Source organism: Streptococcus sp. GMD1S, assembly GCF_000296875.1.
In the GTDB taxonomy this organism is placed as follows: Bacteria; Bacillota; Bacilli; order Lactobacillales; family Streptococcaceae; genus Streptococcus.
This window is the reverse complement of sequence record NZ_AJQY01000309.1, coordinates 1-514: the sequence shown is the minus strand read 5'-3', so window position 1 is coordinate 514 and position 514 is coordinate 1. Positions and strand designations below refer to the sequence as shown.

Annotated in this window: 1 protein-coding gene and 1 pseudogene; both read right to left on the bottom strand. The window is 35.6% G+C overall.

The genetic code is table 11. The annotated features are described in order from the left end of the window. Positions 1–320 (bottom strand): annotated as a pseudogene (locus GMD1S_RS08950) (serine hydrolase); the annotation flags it as partial. Beyond that, a complete protein-coding gene (locus GMD1S_RS12670; RefSeq protein ID WP_000429343.1) occupies positions 313–435 on the bottom strand; it encodes an SP_0009 family protein in 123 nt (40 codons plus the stop codon). The gene GMD1S_RS12670 and the pseudogene GMD1S_RS08950, both read right to left, overlap by 8 nt. Between the last annotated feature and the right edge of the window lie 79 nt (positions 436–514).

Sequence of the window (514 nt, the reverse complement as noted above, 5' to 3'; positions counted from 1 at the left end):
CGCTTATCTGCAAGGATAAACTGGTGATTATCTAATTTAAAAACAGGAACACCTTGTCTATTCAAACGCCATTCTACGATTTTAAAGGCGTTTCCAGGAGTCAATTTACCAGACTCCTTGACAAGATCCTCATTAGCGTAGACAGCTGTTTCTCCGTATACCATTGGGGATTCCAGAGTTTCTTTATAGTAGAATCCATAATCAGACTCTGTTAGATAATAAATTTCTTGTGAAGAGTAAGGAAGCTGTTTTTCTGTGCTAACTACTCTTGAAGTTATGATAAAAGCAGGTAGCAATAAAACTACTAAGAACTTACGCATTCTTCTCTTCCCTTTCTTCTTGTAATCGTAATAAATGGTTTTTAGCTGCCAATTCCTCTAATTTTTCATCTGATAAACTTAAAAATTGCTCAACAACTTCCAATAAATTTTCCATGACATTACCTCGGAAGCAAATCAGGAATTGTGTAAATTGCTTCTCGTTTCTTTGAGTAATAGTACTTGGCGCGTGCATA